Genomic DNA, 275 nt, shown 5'->3' with positions numbered 1-275 from the left:
TGGCCTACGCCAGTGGCGACGTCGATGCGATCTTCGGCGGCAGCGCCGAGACCTTCACCCGCGACCTGCAGTGGAAAGCGTTCACCCCGGTGCTGATGGGCATGAGCGGCTGGTCGTCGAACGCGCGCAAGCACCCGTGGTGGTACGACGAGCCCTATCGCAGCATCAACCGCGATTACCTGAAGTTGAAGATGCGCCTGACCCCGTACATGTACGGGCTGGTGCACGAGGCCGCGCAGACCGGCGCGCCGCCGGTGCGCGGCCTGATGTGGGAC

General features: G+C 66.9%; 1 protein-coding gene. It reads left to right on the top strand.

Annotation, left to right across the window (positions count from 1 at the left end; all coding sequences use genetic code 11):
* Positions 1–275 (top strand): TIM-barrel domain-containing protein (locus tag CN601_RS22310; protein WP_142317418.1); only part of this gene is annotated, 275 nt, incomplete at both ends.

Source organism: Bacillus sp. AFS017336, assembly GCF_002555445.1.
In the GTDB taxonomy this organism is placed as follows: Bacteria; Bacillota; Bacilli; order Bacillales; family Bacillaceae_G; genus Gottfriedia.
Note: the sequence above shows the minus strand (reverse complement) of the source record. Positions and strands in the feature narration are given on the sequence as shown.